At 35.9% G+C, this 16926-nt stretch carries 19 protein-coding genes; 9 read left to right on the top strand and 10 right to left on the bottom strand.

The annotated features are described in order from the left end of the window. Window position 1: 1 nt before the first annotated feature. A complete protein-coding gene (locus AC5P2S_RS16830) occupies window positions 2-640 on the bottom strand; it encodes an MBL fold metallo-hydrolase (protein ID WP_494555686.1) in 639 nt (212 codons plus the stop codon). A 129-nt stretch (window positions 641-769) separates the two neighbouring features. On the opposite strand from AC5P2S_RS16830, the gene AC5P2S_RS16825 reads away from it, so the two are divergent. Beyond that, window positions 770-1981, top strand: a complete 1212-nt coding sequence (locus AC5P2S_RS16825) for a type IX secretion system plug protein (RefSeq protein WP_494555685.1) — start codon at window positions 770-772, stop codon at window positions 1979-1981. A 93-nt stretch (window positions 1982-2074) separates the two neighbouring features. Beyond that, on the top strand, window positions 2075-2368 hold the full coding sequence (locus tag AC5P2S_RS16820) for a GNAT family N-acetyltransferase (protein ID WP_283416005.1): 294 nt from the start codon (window positions 2075-2077) through the stop codon (window positions 2366-2368). A 78-nt stretch (window positions 2369-2446) separates the two neighbouring features. On the opposite strand, the gene rho is transcribed toward AC5P2S_RS16820, so the two are convergent. After that, the gene (rho, locus tag AC5P2S_RS16815) at window positions 2447-4195 is read right to left on the bottom strand and encodes a transcription termination factor Rho (protein WP_494555684.1); all 1749 of its coding nucleotides are present in this window, start codon (window positions 4193-4195) and stop codon (window positions 2447-2449) included. 174 nt (window positions 4196-4369) lie between these two features. Between rho and AC5P2S_RS16810 the strand changes: the two genes are divergently transcribed. From AC5P2S_RS16810 to AC5P2S_RS16790, 5 genes are all read left to right on the top strand, one after another. Next, window positions 4370-4759, top strand: a complete 390-nt coding sequence (locus AC5P2S_RS16810; protein WP_283416007.1) for a DUF4293 family protein — start codon at window positions 4370-4372, stop codon at window positions 4757-4759. 84 nt (window positions 4760-4843) lie between these two features. Then, window positions 4844-5422: a hypothetical protein gene (locus AC5P2S_RS16805; RefSeq protein WP_494555683.1), complete on the top strand. Its 579-nt coding sequence runs from the start codon at window positions 4844-4846 to the stop codon at window positions 5420-5422. Window positions 5423-5482: 60 nt separating this feature from the next. Further along, entirely contained in the window at window positions 5483-6409 is a 927-nt protein-coding gene (locus tag AC5P2S_RS16800) for a M28 family peptidase (RefSeq protein WP_283416009.1), read from the top strand. A gap of 56 nt (window positions 6410-6465) precedes the next feature. Next, entirely contained in the window at window positions 6466-8304 is a 1839-nt protein-coding gene (locus AC5P2S_RS16795; RefSeq protein WP_494555682.1) for an ABC transporter ATP-binding protein, read from the top strand. Beyond that, window positions 8304-8648 carry a DUF1801 domain-containing protein gene (locus AC5P2S_RS16790; protein WP_494555681.1) on the top strand — a complete coding sequence of 115 codons (345 nt, stop codon included), beginning with the start codon at window positions 8304-8306 and terminating at the stop codon, window positions 8646-8648. The genes AC5P2S_RS16795 and AC5P2S_RS16790 overlap by 1 nt, the downstream gene beginning before the upstream one ends. Window positions 8649-8651: 3 nt before the next feature. Here AC5P2S_RS16790 and AC5P2S_RS16785 read toward each other — a convergent pair whose 3' ends face one another. From AC5P2S_RS16785 to AC5P2S_RS16750, 8 genes are all read right to left on the bottom strand, one after another. Then, window positions 8652-8996, bottom strand: a complete 345-nt coding sequence (locus tag AC5P2S_RS16785; RefSeq protein WP_494555680.1) for a tRNA-binding protein — start codon at window positions 8994-8996, stop codon at window positions 8652-8654. Continuing rightward, window positions 8983-9519 (bottom strand): hypothetical protein, encoded by a 537-nt coding sequence (locus AC5P2S_RS16780; protein ID WP_494555679.1) that lies wholly within the window; start codon window positions 9517-9519, stop codon window positions 8983-8985. Before AC5P2S_RS16780 ends, AC5P2S_RS16785 begins: the two co-directional genes overlap by 14 nt. Before the next feature lie 296 nt (window positions 9520-9815). Then, the gene (locus AC5P2S_RS16775; RefSeq protein WP_494555678.1) at window positions 9816-10052 is read right to left on the bottom strand and encodes an addiction module protein; all 237 of its coding nucleotides are present in this window, start codon (window positions 10050-10052) and stop codon (window positions 9816-9818) included. 259 nt (window positions 10053-10311) lie between these two features. Then, entirely contained in the window at window positions 10312-11619 is a 1308-nt protein-coding gene (sufD, locus tag AC5P2S_RS16770; protein ID WP_494557045.1) for a Fe-S cluster assembly protein SufD, read from the bottom strand. Between the two features lie 117 nt (window positions 11620-11736). Continuing rightward, window positions 11737-12483: a Fe-S cluster assembly ATPase SufC gene (sufC, locus tag AC5P2S_RS16765; protein WP_283416014.1), complete on the bottom strand. Its 747-nt coding sequence runs from the start codon at window positions 12481-12483 to the stop codon at window positions 11737-11739. Between the two features lie 104 nt (window positions 12484-12587). After that, entirely contained in the window at window positions 12588-12980 is a 393-nt protein-coding gene (locus AC5P2S_RS16760; protein ID WP_283416015.1) for a GxxExxY protein, read from the bottom strand. Between the two features lie 144 nt (window positions 12981-13124). After that, window positions 13125-14573 (bottom strand): Fe-S cluster assembly protein SufB, encoded by a 1449-nt coding sequence (gene sufB / locus AC5P2S_RS16755; protein WP_494555677.1) that lies wholly within the window; start codon window positions 14571-14573, stop codon window positions 13125-13127. 3 nt (window positions 14574-14576) lie between these two features. Beyond that, a complete protein-coding gene (locus tag AC5P2S_RS16750; protein WP_120212233.1) occupies window positions 14577-14906 on the bottom strand; it encodes a HesB/IscA family protein in 330 nt (109 codons plus the stop codon). A 224-nt stretch (window positions 14907-15130) separates the two neighbouring features. Between AC5P2S_RS16750 and AC5P2S_RS16745 the strand changes: the two genes are divergently transcribed. Together AC5P2S_RS16745 and AC5P2S_RS16740 are read left to right on the top strand one after the other, a co-directional pair. After that, entirely contained in the window at window positions 15131-16093 is a 963-nt protein-coding gene (locus AC5P2S_RS16745) for a GLPGLI family protein (protein ID WP_494555676.1), read from the top strand. A gap of 3 nt (window positions 16094-16096) precedes the next feature. Further along, entirely contained in the window at window positions 16097-16912 is an 816-nt protein-coding gene (locus AC5P2S_RS16740) for a GLPGLI family protein (RefSeq protein ID WP_283416018.1), read from the top strand. The last annotated feature ends 14 nt before the right edge of the window (window positions 16913-16926 follow it).

The raw sequence follows: 16926 nt of genomic DNA, 5'->3' as shown, positions 1-16926 counted from the left end.
TTTATTTAAGAAAAGGATTATACTCTTTTTCAAAACCAATCGATGTTGGTTCTCCGTGTCCGCTGTAGACTTTTGTATTTTCTGGTAAAGTCAATAATTTATTTTTAATGCTTGAAATCAATTGTTCGTAATCACCTTTGTAAAGGTCGGTTCTTCCAATACTCATCATAAACAATGCATCGCCGGAAATCACAAATCCATTATTTTCATTATAAAAAGCTACGCTTCCCGGCGAATGTCCCGGAACATCATATATCTCAAAGATTTCAGTGCCTAAATTTAATTTATCGCCTTCTTTGATATATTGGATTTCTCCTTTGAATGCAGGAAAGAAAAAGCCGTAATTCTTCGCCGTGAAAGAAGCGCTGTCAAGGATTTCCTTTTCATCAGAATGCATCAGAACGGGAATGGCAAACGTGTCAAAAGCCCATTGCAAACCAAGAATATGGTCGATGTGTGCGTGCGTCAGCAGAATATTTTTGATACTAAGCTCATTGGTTTTGATGAAATTATGCAAAGTTTCGGTCTCGGCTTCGGGCATATTTCCGGGGTCTATAAGAAAAGCCTCCTTTTCATCGTTATAAATGATGTATGTATTCTCAGAAAATGGATTAAATGCAAAGGATTTTACGTGCAACATTCTTTTTAATTTAGATGTAAAAATATAAAACATTAACTTAGCATTATGAAACGTTTTTGACAAATTTTCGGTAAAACTAGAAATGTTCTGAACGTTCCGTCTCACCAATATAAAAATCAACATCAGCAGATGAAGCTAACTAGACTACTTTTCGTTTTTTTAAGTATTATTTCTTTTGCTCAGGAGATCAGAAGTATTCAGGTTTTCAATCCTAAGACCAATGACGAAACGCCTGTGATTGGGAAGGATGAGCAGTTGATTTTGAGGTTCGATGACCTTTCCAATAGTAGTCAATTATATCGTTACACATATAAACATTATAATAGAAACTGGGAAGAAGACGGTTTGTTTTTCACCGAATATGCCAATGGAAGCATGAACGCTTTGATTGAGAATTTTCAATATTCATTCAACACGTATCAAAAATACACGCATTACGAATTGGTGTTTCCTAATGAGAAAATTCAGCCAAAGATTTCCGGGAATTATGAAATCATTGTTTATAAAGATTCTCAGGAAAAACCTCTCTTTACTAAAAGATTTTCAATCTATGAGGACGGCGCTAATCTTGGGATTAATGTAACAAGATTTATTGATGCTAAAAATCCCGCTGCAAAACAAAGGATTGAAATTCAAGGCACCGGAAATGGCGCAGGTATTACCAATAATCTTTCTTCTTTGACTTTGAGTGTGATTCAGAATAATAACTGGGGAATTTCGCTCAATAATATCCGCCCAAGTACAACGATCGGCAATCAGATTTTATTTCAGCAGTTAAGTTTAGCTTTTCCCGGAAATAATGAGTTCTATTATTTTGACAACAAGATTATGAATCAGCCGATGGACATGGTCGCCAATACAGAAAACATTGATGGGAGAAACTATACTTACCTCTATCCGGTGTGGGCTTATCCTGGTGATTACCAATATCAGCCGGACGTGAATGGAGCCTTCTATTTCCGAAGGAATGATCTTGGAATCGAAAGAAACGCAGACAGAGAGGGCGATTATTCCTGGGTTTATTTTGCACTAGACAGTCAAAAATCAGATAACGAATTCTATGTTCTTGGGATGTTCAATGATTATAAAGCCGATAAAATCAGCCAAATGCAATATGATGAGAAAGCCCAGAAGTATATCGCCAAAATCTACCTGAAACAAGGATTTTATAATTATATCATTGCTACAAAAGATTCTGATGGCAAACTAAATTATGGTGAAGTTAATGGAAACTTTTGGCAGACAGAGAATCTTTATCAGGCATTTTTATACTACACACCTTTTGGAAGAAATTTCGATGGATTGATTGGCTATGGAGAGTTTAGGACACCGGTGAGATGATTATTTGATAGAATTATAATTTAATTTGTAATTCATTGCTAATAATCTGGTTTTTTGGAATAATTTTAGCTAATAATTTTGAAAATAAATTTTATGGAGCTTCTCTTCGAAAATAAAAAGTCCGGAAATGGCGGTTTTATCTCAATGAAGAATCAACAGGAAGAAATTGGCAGGCTGACTTACACGATCGTTCCTGAACTCAAGAAACTGATTGTAAGCTATGTTATGGTTTTTCCAAAATTCGAAGGGAAAGGTCTTGGTAAAATGCTTGTTGAGAAATCTGTAGATTTTGCAAGAAAAAATGGATGGTCAATCAAAGCGCACTGTTCTTATGCTCATGCAGTTCTTAGCAGGAAAACAGATGTAGAAGATGTTTTCGTTGCTTAAAAAATAAATTTTATTACCTTGGTAGTAAAAAAGTTACGGCTCGCATATGCGAGCCGAGCTTTTTTGTAAATATTGTGATTATTTGTTCATTGACATCAGAAACTCTTCATTGTTTCTGGTCACCTTCATTTGTTTCTGAACAAATTCCATAGCTTCCAGAGGATTCATATCAGCCAGATATTTTCTCATAATCCACATACGCTGCTGAGTTGCCTCATCCTGTAAAAGATCATCTCGTCTTGTACTGGATGCAACCAGATCTACAGCCGGATAAATTCTCTTGTTAGCGATTTTTCTATCCAATTGCAATTCCATATTTCCGGTTCCTTTGAATTCTTCAAAGATCACTTCATCCATTTTAGAACCTGTATCAATCAAAGCTGTTGCGATAATGGTTAAAGAACCGCCATTTTCAATTTTTCTCGCTGCACCAAAGAAACGTTTCGGTCTGTGAAGCGCATTAGCATCCACACCACCGGAAAGTATTTTCCCGGAAGCAGGCGTTACCGTGTTATAAGCTCTTGCCAGACGTGTAATGGAATCCAAAAGAATCACAACATCGTGACCACATTCTACCATTCTTTGTGCTTTTGATAAAACCAGATTCGCTACTTTTACATGTTTGTCAGCTGCTTCATCAAAAGTTGAAGCAATCACTTCCGCATTCACGCTTCTTTGCATATCCGTCACCTCTTCCGGTCTTTCATCAATGAGAAGAACCATCATATAAGCTTCCGGATGATTAGCAGAAATAGCATTAGCAATATCTTTTAGTAAAATAGTTTTACCGGTTTTAGGTTGTGCAACAATCATTGCTCTTTGCCCTTTTCCGATTGGCGCAAACAGGTCAACGATTCTTGTAGAAAGTGTTGAGTTTTTACCTGCCAAATTGAATTTTTCCTGAGGGAAAAGCGGTGTCAGATATTCAAAAGCAACTCTGTCTTTGATAAAAGCCAAATCTCTTCCATTAACTTCTGTAGGTTTCTGAAGAGAGAAATATTTTTCACCTTCTTTCGGCAATCTTACGATTCCTTTTACAGTGTCTCCCGTTTTCAAACCATAATTTCTGATTTGATTGGTAGAAACATAAACGTCGTCCGGAGAAGAGATATAACTAAAATCTGAAGAACGAAGGAATCCGTAATTATCAGGAAGAATTTCCAAAACACCTTCAATGGTTACAATTCCGTCAAAGTTGAATTCTTTTTTCGGTGCTTCCTGTGGTTGTTGTGTTTCTGTAGGTTGATTATTTTGCTGCGAATTATTTTGTTGAGGATGATTCGTCTGCTGCTGTTGAGGTCTTTGTGTTTTTTGCTGGCCTTTGTTGTGATTTGCCTTTTGCTGCTGATTATTTTGTTGTTGAGGTTGCTGCTGTTGTGCTTTGACTTCCTCTGTTACTTCCTCAGCTTTAGGAGCGGTTTCAGAAGCTGTTGTTTCCTCTGACTGGTTTTGATTGATTCTTGCTCTTGGCTTTTTCTTGGGAGGACTTTGTGTCTTTTTTTCTTCAGCTGGTGTTTCTTCTTTTACAGGTACTTCTGCAACTGGAGACACTTCAATCTGTTCCTGCGGTTTTTCTGCAGGTTTTCTGCCTCTTTTTTTGGCAGGAGAAGTTTTTTCAGTAGAATTCTCTTCTGTTTTTTTCGTCATATTCTTTTGAGTGGCGTTTAAATAATCTTTAATGATTTTTGGATTAGAAGCCTGATAATCCAGAATTGCAAAAACTGTATCTTCCGGAGAGCTTTTCTTTGCCAATTTAACGCCTAAATCTTTAGAAAGTTGAGCCAATTCCTCATCGGATTTTGACCGTAGCGTTTCAATGTTAAACATATAAATACGTAAAGGGTAATTTTTTTATTTGTGTATGTAAGAATGAAAACCAGGAGGTTACCATTTCTAAATAGGTGATTATAGTGCAAATCTACATTAATTTTTGAATTACGCAAAAATTATTTTATTTTTGCAGACGATTTTAAGCTTTTTTATAAAGAATTTATAACAAAGATGTTACAAAGAATACAGACAGTCTGGATATTTTTAGCCGTTTTAGGAAGTGTTTTCCTGAACATCACCGCGCAGGATTTTGATATCCTTGGCAAATATCTGACAATTAATGCTTCCACAGTGATTTTAATATTATTCGGAGTGCTGAGTATTTTTAGTTTCAAAAACCGTAAAAGACAAATCTTGCTGAACAGTATCAGCATTTTTATAAACGCTTTGTTGATTGGTCTTTTGGCTTACTGGCTATTAAACTTATCCGGAGGAATGCAAATTCCTGAGAAGGGTATTGAGCCGATTTTCCCGTTAATCTCGGTAGTATGTTTGCTTTTGGCAAATGTTTACATCAAGAAAGATGAGAGGCTCGTAAAATCTGTAGACAGACTTCGTTAGACTTACGACGATTTTTTTGAGTGAGAACAGCTTCCTTTTTGGAGGCTGTTTTTTATTTTAATAGATTTGTTAAAAGCTTATAACGTGGACACATTCAATCACTTAAAAACAATCATCAGTATTATCCTAAGTTTAGGAATTGGAACTTTGCTGAATGGCAGTGTCAAATTTATACAACATCCGAGCAGGAACAAGCCATTCTGGATCCATCTGCTATTTGTACTTTATATTTTTATTTTGATGATTCATTTTTGGTGGTGGGAATACCGATTGCGTGCTATTACATCATGGACTTTTACTCAGTACATTTTCATTATTGGTTATATTATTTTATTTTTTGTATTGTGTACACTGCTCTATCCTGCCGATTTGAAAGACCATAACAACGATTACAAAACTTACTTTTTCTCACGAAGAAAATGGCTTTTCGGATTTCTCGCCGTGATGTTTTGCCTGGATCTGGTCGATACGCTTTATAAAGGTAAGGATTATTTGGAATCATTGATGCCGTTGTATGGCATTCGGGTAATAACACATATTCCGTTGAGCTTGGCTTTGGTTTTTATTAAATCTAAAAAGAATATCTATTATGCAGGTGTTTTGATCTTTTTTATTTTATTTGAGATTTTCTTTATTTATAAGCGATATTACCTTTATGCTTGATTATCGTAACAAATAGAATAAAAAATCTACTTATAATTCTTTAATCAACAAAATCTACATATGAAAAAAGTAATCTTTTTTGTTTTAGCGGCAAATTCTTTATTTTCTTTTGCTCAGGATATTTCCAAAGAAAAAGTTGTGGCTGTCGTTTCAACTTTAGCTTCCGATGAGATGAAAGGCAGAAAGTTCGGAACGCCTGAAAATGATAAAGCGGCGGAGTATATTGCTAAAGAATTTAAACAAAATAACCTGGATTACTGCTTCGGAGATTCTTACTTAATTCCTTTCGAATACAAAGGACAAAAAGGTTATAATGTTTGTGGCATCAAGAAAGGAAAATCAGAACAGAGTTTAGCTTTTTCTGCACATTTTGACCATATCGGAACCAATAATAAAGAAGGTGATAACATCTATAACGGTGCAGATGACGATGCAAGCGGCGTTTCTACGGTAATTGGTCTTGCGGATTATTTTAAAGATAAAAAAACTGATTTCTCGATGGTTTTTATGGCATTCAATGCGGAAGAAATCGGATTGGTGGGTTCAAAAGCTTTGTCCGAAAATCAAAATCTTAATCCTGTTTTCAATAATATCAAAGCACTTTTCAATTTTGAAATGCTGGCGACCGAATCTCAATTTGGGAAAAATGCTGTATTTATGACAGGCGATGAGTTTTCTGACTTCGATGAATTGATTAATGCTAATGCAGTTAATGGATTGAAAGTTTATCCCGATCCATATCAAGGGCAGCAATTATTCTATAGATCTGATAATGTCAATTTTGTGAAAAAGAAAATCATTGCACATTCTATTTCAACAGTTGATATGAATAAAGCGTTTCATTATCACGCTGTGAATGATGATATTAATATTGTTGATGCCGATAATTTGACAAATATTATCAACAACTTTGCAAAGACCATTGAGAAATTCAATACCAAAAATTTCCAGCCAAAGTATAACAATAAGGTAAAATACGATTTCTAACGTCCTGATAAAGTAAGCTATTTATTTTACGTATTTTTGCATTTCAATTTTTTTCAATGAATTTATATCGACGAATTCTAAAATTTGCCAGACCGCATCAAAAATATATCTACGCCAGTTTATTTTTTAATATTCTGTATTCAATATTCCAAATAGCATCATTAGGAACTATTTTGCCGGTTTTGGGAATGTTGTTCGGAAGTGTAAAAATGGATGCCAACCTGGTGAAACCTGTTTATGACGGCGATATCACTAATTTTTTCGGGTATATTAAAGAATATTCTTATTATTTTATCCAGTCAGAGGTTAATCAAAGAGGAGCATTAACAGTTTTGGCATGGCTTTGTGTCATTACGGCATTTACATTTTTCTTGAGGAATGTCTTCCGGTATTTTGGCGCTTATCTTTTGATTTTTTACAGAGTTGGTGTTACCAAAGATTTGAGAAGCGCAATGTATAATAAGGTTTTGGCTTTGCCTGTTTCTTTTTTCACGGAACAGAGAAAAGGTGATATGATGTCGAGAATGTCAAATGACGTTGGAGAAGTTGAAGGTAATATCCTGGGAAGTTTGGTAGATCTTATCAATTCTCCGTTTATGCTGATCAGTACATTGGTCACATTATTTTATCTCAGTCCTCAATTGACTTTATTCAGTTTAATTGTTTTGCCGGTGATGGGAACAATGATTTCATTAATTGGAAAAAGCCTTAAAAAAGACTCTCATGAAGCTCAGCACGAGTTGGGAAATATTTTTTCTATTGTTGATGAAACTTTGAAGTCTTCTAAAATCATCAAGATATTCAATGCAGAGAAATTACTGAGTAATAGGTTTTCCAATTCTATGTCAAAATGGATTAGTAACTCTATAAATCTTGGCCGAAAAAAAGAATTAGCTTCACCAATGAGTGAGTTTCTTGGAGCTGTTACTTTCCTGATTATCACTTGGTATGGAGGAAAAGAAATTATTGTGAATCAAAGTATCAGACCGGAAGATTTCTTGGTTTTCTTAGGGGTATTCTTCCAGATTCTTCCTCCAATTAAGAGTTTGTCTTCCTCCATTTCAAATGTACAGAAAGCCGAAGCTTCTTTGGTAAGAGTTATGGAGATTCTGGATGCAGATGTTCGTGTGGATGAAATCGCAAATCCAGTTCCGATCCACGATCTGAAGTCTGATATTCATTTCAAAGATGTTGGATTCTATTATAATCAGGATAGAACGATCATTAAAAATTTCGAATTAAAAATTGAAAAAGGAAAAACTGTAGCACTGGTTGGGCAAAGCGGAAGTGGAAAAACAACCATTGCCAATCTTCTGGCACGTTTCTATGACGTAACCGAAGGAAGTATTGAGATTGATGGAGAAAATGTTAAGAACTTAAACCTGAAGGACTATCGTTCTCTTTTGGGAATGGTAACACAAGAATCCGTTCTTTTCAATGATACCGTTTACAACAACATTGCAATGGGTAAAGAGAATGCAACGAGAGAAGAAATCATCGAAGCTGCTAAAATAGCTAATGCCCATCAATTCATAGAAAGCCTTCCTGAAGGGTATGATACCAATATTGGAGACGATGGAAACAAGCTTTCGGGAGGACAGAAACAACGTGTTTCTATTGCGAGAGCGGTTCTCAAAAATCCACCAATTATGATTCTGGACGAAGCAACTTCTGCATTGGATACAGAATCTGAAAGATATGTTCAGGATGCATTAGAAAAGATGATGGAGAACAGAACATCTTTGGTAATTGCGCACAGATTATCAACCATTCAGAAAGCGGATCATATTGTTGTAATGGAAAAAGGCGATATCATAGAGCAAGGTTCTCACCAAGAATTGATGGAAAAAGACGGGACATACAGAAAGCTTGTCGAGCTGCAGAATTTTGATTAATGAATCCCATTCAGGAATATTTTTACCGGATTGATGAACCTGCGAGAAGTACGCTTTTGTTTATCCGGGAAAAAATTCTCAATTCAGATGAACTGATTACCGAGACTTTCAGTTTTGGACTTCCTTTTTTGAAATATAAAAAGAAAATGCTCTGCTATTTCTATTACAGCAAACAGCATCAGAAACATTACTTAAGTTTTTATCACGGTGATAGATTAGATTGTCCCGAGCTTTTATCCGAAGGCAGAAAAAAGTTTAAAATCTTGCTTCTTAATATGGATGATGATTTACCAATGGAATTGATTTTCAGAATTCTTGATGAGGTAAAAACTTATATCAAATAAATTTTATCCAACTTCCAGCCCATTTTTCACGGGTAAACTTGGACTCAACAAAGTCACTTCACTTTTATTGTCGCCATAAACTCCCAGAATAAGACATTCGCTAAAAAAGTTGGCGATTTGTTTCTTTGGGAAATTAACCACGGCGAGAATTTGTTTTCCAATCAGATCATCTTTTTGATATAAAGCAGTGATTTGTGCAGAAGATTTTTTGATTCCCAAATCTCCAAAATCGATTTCCAATTGATAAGAAGGATTTCTGGCTTTTTCAAAATCATTCACAGAAATAATGGTTCCGACTCTAATGTCGATTTTCTCAAAATCACTCCAGGATATTTCAGGTTTTGTCATCGTTGATTGGTTTTATTTTAATGTCTTGCAAAAGCTTTTCAACTTCAAGTTTTTGCTCCAAATATTTTGATTGAAGTTCACTTCCTTCGCCCATTCTTTCATAATAGATCAAAGCTTTTTCGCCAAAGAAGTTTTTGTAATAATCGGAAAGCTCCGGAATCTGCGGAAAATTGATGTGAAATAACATTTCGTAGTAAGCCTGCCACTCGCGTTCGTTTTTGTCCATAATCATCATTTTTGGTGATTTCTGGCGGACGTGCAGCATCTCGTGCGCCAATAGATTAAGAACCAACGTCAAATCAAAATCGAATAAGTTTCTTGGAATCAAAACTTCCTGCATTTCCCCGATTTCGCCATTGGCAGTTAACAGAATTGAGTTTTTTTCTAATTCCTCTCGAAAACCAAATCCTAAAAAATTTTCATCATCCAATTCGAATTCGTGAATTAGAAATCTGGCGGCGTCCAGGATTTCGCCTGTTTCTTTGTAAGCTTTTAGGTTGAAGTGTAATTGTTCGTAGTTCATTTGTGTTTTTTATTTGATACGATTTTCAACAATATCAGAATTTTGTTTCGTATGTAGGACTGCGTGAACATAAACCGTGTTATCTTCAACAGTATAATAAATCCCGTATGGGAATTTTCGTAAAGACAATCCTTATTTCTTTATATCGTTTCTGATAATGCTGTGGACTTTTCTGAATCTTAAGTAATGACTCATCAATTTTTTCTGGAAATTTTTCAGGGAGGCTAATATTCTGATTTCTATACCATTCCATCGCTTCTCTAATGTCTTGTTGCGATTTTGGTTTGATTATCAGCTTATAAACCATATTCCGTTTTAAGCTCGTTGACAAAATCAGTCCAAGGTTTTCCTGATTCCGGACTGGATAGATGTTCTTGCAAACGCTTATCTAATATTTCTTGATGTTCTTTTGTAAGACCTTTTTCTTCAGAGTTTTCCTTGGAAATAATTGCATTAAAAATCTGTAACATTCTATCATCGGCTTCGTCTATGAAATCGTGTATTTTTTTTCTGAGTTTTACACTTGCGTCCATTTTGTTTTGGATTTGATAGTTTCAAAGTTAATAAAATTCCTGATTTGTTTCGTGATAAGTAGCGGTCTTAAATATCAGTAAATTTGTTGTTTTTGGACAAATATTTCAAAAGAAGTTGTATCTGCGGCCGTGATAGTAACGGTTACCCTGCAGCGAGGCGGCGGAACGCAGTGGAGCCGCCGAGTGAGGAGTATGAGTGGATAGCGCGAAATGTCCGCCCATAAAAAATCGCACCTGATTGAGATGCGATTTACTTTATTTAGAATTCCATTTGTACTTCCAGTTTTTCTGCCAGAAGTTTGGAAACTTTTACTTTGAGTGGCTCAATGTCAATATTCTGCATCGCATCGTTGGCGAAAGCATAAAGCAATAATGCTCTTGCTTCTTTCTTGGAAATTCCACGAGCTCTAAGGTAGAACATCGCATCTTCGTTCAACTGACCAACGGTACAGCCGTGTGAACATTTGACATCATCTGCGAAAATCTCTAGCTGAGGCTTTGTATCAATCGTTGCGCCTTCGTCCAGCAAAATGTTGTTGTTCTGCTGATAAGCGTTGGTTTTCTGAGCAATCTTATTCACAAACACTTTTCCATTGAAAACACCGTGCGATTTGTCCTTGAAAATCCCTTTGTAATTCTGGTAAGATTTGCAGTTTGGCGTATTGTGATGAACAGCGGTGTGGTGGTCTACCAATTGGTCTTTCCCGATAATCGTGATACCGTTCATAAAGGAATTGATATTTTCTCCGTTGTGGATAAAATCCAGATTGTTACGAACCAATTTCCCTCCGAAAGAGAATGTGTTCACAGTCGTTAAGCTGTCTCTTTCCTGCTTCGCAAATGTGTGATCTACAAGGTAAGATGTATCACTGTCATTCTGTAATTTGTGCCAGTCTGCTTTTGCATTTTGGTAAGTGAAAATCTCCGTCACAGAATTAGTGAAAACGAAAGAATCGTCAAAATTGTGATGGCTTTCAATCACTTCTACTTTTGCGCCGGCTTCTACAATCAGAAGATTTCTTGTGTTGTAGAATGTATTTTCTTCTTGACTGTCAGAGATATAAAAAACGTGAATCGGTTTTTCGATGACGATGTTCTTCGGAACTTTCAGGAAAAATCCTTCATTGAAATAAGCCAGATTCAAGTTTGTAAATGCTAATTCTTTGCTCGCAATCGTATTGAAATATTGATTGAACGTTTCTCTTTTTGCTGAGTCATTAAGAGCTTCATTCAGCGTCAGGAATTCTGCATTTTCAATAGAAATATTAGAATATTCTTTGTGAAGTTTTCCGTTGATGAAGACAATCCAGTCAAAATGTTCTTCTCCCAAATGCAATTCGTCCAATTGATCTTTGGTAATGTGATGCGCTTCTGAAGGGAAAAAATTGTAATCTTTCTCCGTGATTTCTTTCAGATTCGTGTATTTGTATTCTTCATCTTTTTTGGTCGGAAAACCTTTTGCTTCAAATTTCTGAAGAGCATTTTTTCTCTCTTCATTCAAAAAAGTATGACGAAGCGATTCCAAAAAATCTGAATGTTGATTTATTGTTTGTTCAAATAAAGCCATTGTAATGGTTTGATTTTGCATCGGTTGAGTGGTTTTTGTCATTCCGAAGAACGAGGAATCTAGATTCTTCATTCCGTTGCACTGCATTCAAAATGACAATTATATTTAATATTCAAATTAGTTCAAAAGCCAATCGTAACCTTTTTCTTCCAATTCAAGTGCTAAAGATTTATCGCCTGTTTTTATGATTTTTCCATCCGCCAAAACGTGAACGAAATCTGGCTGAATATAATTCAACAATCTTTGATAATGCGTGATTAATAAAACAGCGTTGCCCTCATTTTTGAATTGGTTTACACCATCTGCAACGATTCTCAAAGCATCGATATCCAATCCTGAATCGGTTTCGTCAAGAATTGCGAGTTTCGGGTTCAGCATCATCATTTGGAAAATCTCGTTTCTTTTCTTTTCACCTCCGGAGAAACCTTCGTTCAAAGAACGGGAAAGAAAATCTTTTCTGATTCCTAATTTCTCAGAGTTTTCACGAATTAATCCCAACATCTCTTTAGCGCCCATTTCTTCCAATCCGTTGGCTTTTCTTGTCTCATTAAGAGCAGCTTTGATAAAATTGGTAACAGTAACGCCAGGTATTTCTACCGGATATTGGAACGAAAGGAAAATTCCTTTGTGTGCTCTTTCCTCTGGCGCATCTTCACCGATTTCTTCTCCTTCGAAAAGAATTTCGCCATCCGTTACTTCATAATCTTCTTTTCCTGCAATCACAGAAGAAAGAGTCGATTTTCCAGCTCCGTTCGGTCCCATAATCGCGTGAACTTCGCCCGGTTTTATTTCAAGATTGATTCCTTTTAAAATTTCTTTGTCGCCGTCTTCAATTTTGGCGTGTAAGTTTTTTATCTCTAACATACTTTTAAATTTATCGCAAGGCTAGACAAAGATTTTTTTATCTTCCTTTGCTTTTTTAAGTGAAACAAAGGCGCTAACGCTTATCAATGAAATACTATTGTTTCTTATTTTGTATTATAATCAAGACCATTTGCAATTCTCATTACACCATTTTTAAATAGTTGAGAATTAAAATTAATAAGCATTCCTAACTTATAATTTCCTAGTCTTAAATAATTTTTTAATTGTGATGCGTGAAAATTATTTAAACTTTCAACAGATTTAATTTCTAAAACAACCTTGTTTTCAATTAATAAATCCATTCTAAAAGCATTTTCCAGCAACAATTCTTCATATTGGATATTCAGAGGTTTTTGTCTTTCGACTTTTACTTCTGCTTTTTTCAATTCATAGAAAAGACATTCTTCGTAAATACTTTCATATAAGCCTATGCCCAATTTTCTATGAATCTTTAACCCACTTTCAAAGACAATCTTTGAAATTTCATTCTCTGTCATTTGTGTCATTTTTCGCAAAGATAAACAAGTTAATTGTAGAAATTTAAAACTTGTATTACTTTCCTAAGCTTTAGCGGCTTTGTATTTCTTTAAAATTTTTTCAAACAATCAAAGAAAATCTTTGTTTAACCTTGCGATAAAAATCTATCCAACTGAACCTTCCAGAGAAATCTCCAACAACTTCTGAGCTTCAATGGCAAATTCCATAGGAAGTTTATTCAAAACTTCTTTACTGAATCCATTCACAATCAGTGCAATTGCTTTTTCTGTATCAATTCCTCTTTGGTTGCAGTAGAAAATCTGATCTTCTCCAATTTTCGAAGTCGTTGCCTCGTGTTCCAGTTGTGCAGTCGGGTCTTTGATTTCTATGTAAGGGAAAGTGTGTGCACCACATTCATTACCCATTAGCAAAGAATCACATTGAGAAAAGTTTCTCGCTCCTTTTGCGGTCGGCATTACTTTTACCAATCCACGATAAGAGTTATTGGATTTCCCTGCGGAGATACCTTTGGAAATAATGGTTGATTTGGTATTCTTTCCAATATGAATCATCTTCGTTCCTGTATCTGCATATTGATGCATATTGGTAACCGCAATGGAATAAAATTCACCAACCGAATTATCACCTTTCAAAATACAGCTCGGATATTTCCAGGTTACAGCAGAACCTGTTTCAACCTGAGTCCAGGAGATTTTTGCATTTCTCTCACAAAGCCCTCTTTTCGTCACGAAATTGAAAACACCTCCTTTTCCATCTTCATCTCCGGGATACCAGTTTTGAACGGTAGAATATTTAATTTCAGCATTGTCAAGAGCAATCAATTCAACAACCGCAGCGTGTAGCTGATTCTCGTCTCTCGATGGCGCTGTACAACCTTCAAGATATGAAACATAACTTCCTTCGTCAGCAATGACCAAAGTTCTTTCGAATTGTCCTGTTCCAGACTGATTGATACGGAAATAAGTTGACAGTTCCATTGGACATCTTACACCTTTTGGAATGTAGCAGAAACTTCCGTCAGAGAAAACTGCGGAGTTCAAAGCGGCGTAGAAATTATCGCCTCTTGGAACGACTTTCCCGATGTATTGTTTTACCAATTCCGGATGTTCTTTGATAGCTTCGGAAATAGAACAAAAGATAATACCTTTCTCCTTCAAAGTTTCCTGAAACGTTGTTTTTACAGACACTGAATCTACAACAATATCAACCGCAACATTCGCTAATCTTTTTTGTTCCTCAATATTGATTCCCAATTTTGCGAAAGTTTTCAGTAATTCCGGATCCACTTCATCAAGACTTGCCAATTCTGGTTTTGCCTTTGGCGCAGCATAATATCGGATAGCTTGGAAATCAGGTTTTTGATATTTGATGTTGGCCCAATTCGGCTCTTCCATTTTTTGCCAGATTCGGAAAGATTCCAAACGCCAGTCGGTCATCCATTCCGGTTCTTCTTTTTTAGCAGAAATCGCACGGATGATATCTTCATTCAGACCTATCGGGAAATCTTCATATTCGATATCCGTTTCGAATCCGAATTCATACTTTTGATTTTCGAGATCGACTCTCAGGTCGTCTTCGGTGTATTTAGACATATTTTATAAACTAAAAGATTCTCCACAGCCGCAAGTTCTTGCCGCATTTGGATTATTAAAAACAAAACCTTTCCCGTTCAATCCTCCGGAATATTCCAGCGTGGTTCCTGCAAGATAAAGGATTGACTTTTTGTCAACAACGATCTTTACACCATTGTCTTCAAAAATCTGGTCGGTTTCGCCTTTTACATTATCAAACTTCAGAACGTATTCCAGCCCGGAACAACCGCCGCTTTTTACGCCCACTCTTATATAGTCAGTCTCAGGGTTGAAGCCTTCTTCAGTCATCAACTGAGCTGCTTTTGATTTTGCCTGATCGCTTACTTGTATCATTGTTTTTATTTAGACTGATTTTAGTCTACAAAAGTACGAACTAATTTCCGCAATCTCAAATCGACGGCATCTATTTTAACGATTTTTAAATAGACTTTATCATTTCGTTTTATAATGAATCACAGTTTGTTAATGTTAAATCGTTGTCAAAAAAGAAACAATTATTAATTCTGATTGTTCTTATAATTAACTTTGCTGAGATTTGTTAATCAAACCATTAGTTTATGAAGAAGATTTTTATTTTGATGATGCTGTTTTCCTTTTTGGGAAAAATGATGAGTCAGACCGAAAGATATGTTTATCGTACGGAAGTGAATCCGGATACGATCAATCTTGTCGATATGAAGGTTGAAACCACTTTTCTTGATGTGAGAAATAATCGATCATTATTCATTAGTGAAAGCAAATTGTTGCGGGATTCTTTGAAAACAGTTTTGAGGCAGCAGGAAAAGCCGGAAATCAAAAAATCAAAAAAGGATAAACCGGAATTTCCAAAACTAGCAAATGGAAAATCAATTCAGCCGACTTTTTTTGAATACTTTATTACAAAAGATTACGCTGATAAAACGATAAATTTTGTTGAAAATATTGGTTCTAAGCAGATTTATTATCAGGAAGACAGGAAATTGAATTGGAATATTTCTCCGCAAACCTCGGATTATAATGGTTACAAAGTTCAGAAGGCAACGGTCAATTTTGGAGGAAGAATCTGGACAGCTTGGTTTGCGCCGGAAATCAAAATCTCTGACGGACCTTACAAATTATCAGGATTGCCAGGCCTTATTTTGAAATTGGAAGATGATAAAGGCGATTACAAATTTAATTTCGTCAAAAAATTATCAATTCCAAATTCTTTTACTGAAGATATAAAACCGGATGCGAGAAAATCGACAAGAATTAATTTTCAAGGTGATAAAGCTTCTGTAAAAATGGAAATGGCAAAGAATAAAGATGCTGAAATCGATTTGGATAATTTCAGTCCAGGCGGTGGAAGGGGTATGCATCAAAGAAATGAAATGAACGGCAGATTCGGCGGCCAACCCGGACAGGGGATGAATGGGGGAATGCCTAATGGAGAAATGCGAACTTCCGATATGCAAATGGGAAATATGCCAAGAAGTTCTACAGGAAATAGTAATATGATGAGTTTTGGAAATACAAACCCAATAGAATTAAGTAATAAATAAGATATGAAATTATTAAAAATACTAAGTGTTTTAGCAATGCCAATGCTGATGGCCCAGCAAAGCACACGCTTTGTTTATCAGGTAACATTAACGCCGGATTCTACCAACACAGAAAAGAAAACCGAACAGGCCTATCTGGATACGGACGGAAAAAAATCTTTTTTCTACGCAGAAAACACTTTGAAGAGAGACTCTCTGATGGAAAGAATGAGAGCAACCAAAAATTTTGACAGAACCCAGATGCAGAATTTGCGGAGTAATATGCAATTCACGATTGAAAAGGACCTGACCAATCAAAGTCTGGTTTATAAATCAAGAATCGGAAGAGATCAATATTCTTATAACGAATCGCCTGCTTTTGACTGGAAAATCTTGCCGGAAACGGTGAAAATCGGAGATTATCAAACCCAAAAAGCCGAGACTAAATTCGGAGGAAGGACTTGGTATGCCTGGTTTACTCAACAAGTTCCTTTGCAGGATGGACCGTATAAATTTTCCGGATTACCAGGTCTGATCGTAAAAGTTCAGGATGCAAAAGGTGATTATTCCTTTGACTTGATGCAGACTAAAAAAATTGCGGAAGTTCAGCAGCCACAAACCAGAGGTCAGTTTATTAACATTCCGAAAAATAAGTATGCGGATATGGAGAAAAAATTCCAGAAAGATCCTGTGAGCTTTTTTAATGCCCAAGGCGGAGGTGGAAGAGGGCCGGCTGGCGGTGGCGGTGGACCTTCTTTTGACCCGAAGCAGCAGCAGGAAAGACAAAAACAAATGGAAGCTGAAATCAAAAGCAGAAATAATCCAATCGAATTGAAATAAAAAAGTCCCAAATT

Source organism: Epilithonimonas sp. 33E (assembly GCF_059372615.1).
This window is presented reverse-complemented; position numbering and strand designations above follow the sequence as displayed.